Here is a 4114-nt window from a genome sequence, read left to right on the forward strand (position 1 = left end):
GTGTATGCCTTCGAGTGTCGGCTGAGGCGCGGCGAGCCGCGGCTGCTCGAGCACACAGACCTGCGCTGGGTCCGGCCGGAGGCTTTGGGGCGCTATCCGATGGGCAAGATCGACCGGGCGATTGCCCGCCGGTGGAGATCGTATCTCGCCGCCGGCAGGCAACCGATTCGCCGATGACGACGGTGCGGCGAGAGGTGGGCGAGGACGGGGGGCTCCCTCCCGAAGGACGGGCGGCGTGAGTGCGTTTTGGCAGGGTGTGATCGCCGGATACGGCATCGCCATACCGGTCGGCGCAATCGCCGTCCTGATCGTGGATCTGGCGTTGCGGCGAGGCTTCCGTTCCGGTTTCGCCGCTGGCGCCGGCGCGGCCACCGCCGACTTGATCTACGCGGCCTTGGCCGTCGCGGTGGGGACGGTGCTGGCCGCCGCCCTGCGTCCTTTCGCCCTGCCCCTGGCCGCGGTGAGCGGTGGCTTCCTGATCGGCCTGGGCATGCGAGGGGTGTGGCGGGCGCGCCATCGGTTGGGCATGGAAGACCCGACTCTGCCGGACGGGCGGCCGCTCTGGCTCGTGTACATCCAGTTTCTCGGGCTGACTCTGTTGAATCCACTGACGATCGTGTACTTCGCGGCCCTGGTCCTCGGGGGAAGCCTCGGCGATAAGGGTTCGGTGGCGCACGGCCTGCTCTTCGTGCTCGGTGCGGGCCTGGCTTCGCTCTCGTGGCAATCGCTGTTGGCCGCGGGGGGCTCGCAGCTGGGGCAGCGCCTGCCGCCCCACTCCCGCCTGATCACCAGCCTGATCGGCAACCTGGTGGTGATTGCGTTGGGCGTGCGCATCCTGGTGCAGGCATTTTGGCTTTCGGGGTTATGACCAGGGAGCGGCCCGTCAGGGCTTGAAAGCGGGCGGTGAGGTGGACATAGGCTCCCCTACAAGGCTATTGTCATCGTCGCGTTGCACTTAGAGATAGAACCCGTGCGCCGATCTCGAGCCTGAAAATCGACTAGAATTGAGATGCCTGGGGCGACTCCCTCCGGGCGAGGAGGACCCAATGCCCTTCCGACTTGGCACACCCGAGCTGATCATCATCCTGGTTATCGTCCTGCTGATCTTCGGGACGGGGCGGATCACAAAGGTGGCCGGCGAGCTGGGTAAAGGCATCAAGGAATTCCGGTCCGGGCTGAAAGAAAACGAGCAGGAGGCAAGCAAGGACAAGCCGGAACCGCCTGCAACCCCTAGCTGATCGACCGATCCGAGGCTGCACGTTGAGATCACCGCTGGCGGTGAGATCGGGCCGGCGCGGAACAGGTGCAGCCTCTTGCTTGCCGCAAACCCTCTCGGATTCGCATGCCTGAGCCTCGACTGAGCCAGATCCAGTGCGTCCTGCTGGACATGGATGGGACGTTTTACCTTGGCGAGCGCCTGCTGCCCGGTGCCGCCGCCTTCATTGAGACGCTGCGGGCTGGCTCGCAGCGATTCGTCTTCCTGACCAACAACACCTCTCAGAACCGGCAGCACTACCTGGCGAAGATGCTCCGGCTAGGCGTCCGGCTCTCTGACGAGGAGATCTTCACCGCGGGCGAGGCCAGCGCCCTGTGGCTACAAGAACGGGCTGCTGGCTGCGCCGTGTTTCTGGCTGGCACCCCGGCACTAGCTGAGGTCTTCACGGGCCACGGTTTTCGGCTGGTTCAGGAGGACCCGGACTGGGTGGTGTTGGGCTTCGACACCACGCTCACCTACGACCGGCTGTGGAAGCTTTGTGATCACGTGCGAGCCGGGCGTCCCTACCTGGCGACCCACCCAGATTTCAACTGCCCGACCGACGGCGGCTTCAAGCCGGATATTGGCGCCATGATCGCCTTCGTCGAAGCCTCCACCGGCCGCCGGCCGGATGTGGTGATCGGCAAACCCCATGCCCCGATCCTGGAGGCGCTGGTGCGCAGGACCGGAGTGCCGGTCGAGTCGATGTGCATGGTGGGGGATCGGCTGTACACCGACATCGCCCTGGGTGCCCACGGGGTGATGACCGTGCTGGTGCTCAGTGGGGAGACGTCGGGCGAAGCCTTGCAGGCCTCGGACTACGCCCCTGACCTGGTGGTGCAGGACCTGGCCGAGTTGAACGGGCTCTGGCGCCAGGCCCGGCCGGAGTAGGCTTGCAGCGGATGCTGCGAGCGGGCTAGCTCAGGCGCTTGCGCAGCGCGGTCCCCATGCGCTCCAGGGCACGCCGCAAGTTGTTCTGCGAATTGGCGTACGACAAGCGCACATAGCCCTCGCCGAATTGACCGAAGGCCGTGCCCTGAAGCAGGGCAACCCCGGCCTGCAGCATCTCCTCGGCGAAATCCCGGCTGCTCAGCCCGGTCTCGCGAATGTTGGGGAAAGCGTAGAACGCGCCCTGGGGAAGCCGACAGTGAACACCCGGCAGGGCGTTCAGCCCTTCGATCAGCAGGTCGCGCCGGGTCTGATACTTGGCCACCATGGCCGCCACCGAGTCCTGCGGGCCGGTAAGGGCTTCGATGCCCGCCAGCTGGGTGAAATGGGCGGTGCAGCCGACGGAGTGGTTGAGCAGGAGCGCGACGCGCGCCGCCAGCGCCTCAGGCATGATGGCGTACCCAATGCGCCACCCGGTCATGGCATAAGTCTTGGAGAAGCCGTCGAGCAGGATGGTTCGCTCGGACATTCCGTCAACGGCGGCGATGCTGGGGACGCTCATGCCGTCAAACACGATCTGGGAGTAGATCTCGTCCGAGAGCACCCAGGCGTCGTGCTTCTGGGCCGCGGCGGCGATATGTTCCAGGTCTGCCTGCGGCAGAACGCCGCCGGTGGGATTTCCGGGGGTGTTCAGGACGATCATCCGGGTTCGATCGTTGATGGCGCGGTCAAAGGCCTGCAGATCGAAGGAGAACCCGGTCTCCTCCTCGAGCGGCACCGGGACCGGGACTCCACCGGCGACCTCGATCATGGCCCGGTAGGTGGGAAACCCCGGGTCGGGGTAGATCACCTCATCACCCGGCTCGACCAGTGCCAGGGTGGGGAAGAACAGGTTGGGTTTGGCGCCGGGGCTGACCACGACCTGGCTGGCCCGCACGGCAATGCCGCGGCGCTCGCCGGCGCTGGCTGCAATCACCTCCCGCAAGGAGGTCAGCCCGGCCGACGGATTGTAGCGGGTGCGGCCGCTGGCGATGGCCTCGATGCCCGCCAGGCTGATGTTGGCCGGCGTGGAGAAATCGGGCTCGCCGATCTCCAGGTGTATCAGGCTGTGACCTTCGGCCTCCAGCGCCTGCGCCCGCGCCAAGACCTCATAGGCGCCTTCGATCTGCAGCAAGTCGGTTCGAGTGGCAAAGGACATTAGGACCCCTCCAAGTGCGCCTAAATTCTGGGCGCATGCAGGTTGGTGAGGAAGGGGCGGGTTGTCACGCCCCATCAAGCCAAGGCTACTTCGTAGCGCAAGACCATAGCCCAGACCGGCGGTCGCGCCAGGGCCTGCGGCAAGGACGGTCAGCCAGCCGACCTTGTCTGCTTCATTGTGCCACGGGATCGGGCAGGCAAAGGAATGGGCCCCAGGCTTCGGAGGCTTGAATCTAATCGGCGCCGATTTGCCAGGCTGCGCCGAGAGGGACGCCGACCACGCAACCTAAGGGGGATTGGTCTCGTGTCCGGGGCTCGGACTGCGACGACGATGCCTTCGCCGACGGGAAGATCGGTCAGGACCGTGGCGCGTTCGATGGCCCCATCGTTCCGCAACATGAGGTCCGTCGGCAGTCCGTCAAGGGCAGCAATCCAAGACAGCAGCAGACAGGGTGTCCGGCTGGCTCGCGGCGAACTCAGTCTAGATGTCGAGGTGGGTGGCCAATTCTGGGGACCACCTGCGCCAGAATGGCGGCAGCCCGTGGGCTTGGGTCAGTCTACGCCCACAGGCTGCCGGGATCGCCAGCAATGTTGCGCCGCCTTGACGGAGAGAGGCGGCGGCCTACTTCGGCTTACCTCCCTTATCCTTTCCGGTCTGATTTTGGAACTGGGCCGTCACGCAGCCCCAATCGCCCTGACAGGCGCCGTCGTACAGGGACAGAACCGTCCCGACGGGGACGTCGTACTTCTCGGCCAGGCGCTCGGCGGTCCGTA

4 protein-coding genes are annotated in these 4114 nt (G+C 65.9%); 3 read left to right on the top strand and 1 reads right to left on the bottom strand.

Translation table 11 applies throughout. The features are described 5' to 3' along the window. Positions 1–235: 235 nt before the first annotated feature. The 3 genes from MUO23_11430 (at position 236) to MUO23_11440 (ending at position 2146) form a co-directional block, all read left to right on the top strand. A complete protein-coding gene (locus MUO23_11430; protein MCJ7513567.1) occupies positions 236–868 on the top strand; it encodes a LysE family transporter in 633 nt (210 codons plus the stop codon). A gap of 178 nt (positions 869–1046) precedes the next feature. Further along, positions 1047–1238, top strand: coding sequence for a twin-arginine translocase TatA/TatE family subunit (tatA, locus tag MUO23_11435; protein MCJ7513568.1), 192 nt, complete (start codon positions 1047–1049; stop codon positions 1236–1238). Positions 1239–1342: 104 nt separating this feature from the next. Continuing rightward, a complete protein-coding gene (locus MUO23_11440; protein ID MCJ7513569.1) occupies positions 1343–2146 on the top strand; it encodes an HAD-IIA family hydrolase in 804 nt (267 codons plus the stop codon). Positions 2147–2171: 25 nt separating this feature from the next. On the opposite strand, the gene MUO23_11445 is transcribed toward MUO23_11440, so the two are convergent. Then, complete coding sequence (locus tag MUO23_11445; GenBank protein ID MCJ7513570.1) at positions 2172–3341, bottom strand: pyridoxal phosphate-dependent aminotransferase; 1170 nt, start codon at positions 3339–3341, stop codon at positions 2172–2174. Between the last annotated feature and the right edge of the window lie 773 nt (positions 3342–4114).

Source organism: Anaerolineales bacterium (assembly GCA_022866145.1).
GTDB lineage: Bacteria > Chloroflexota > Anaerolineae > Anaerolineales > E44-bin32 > PFL42.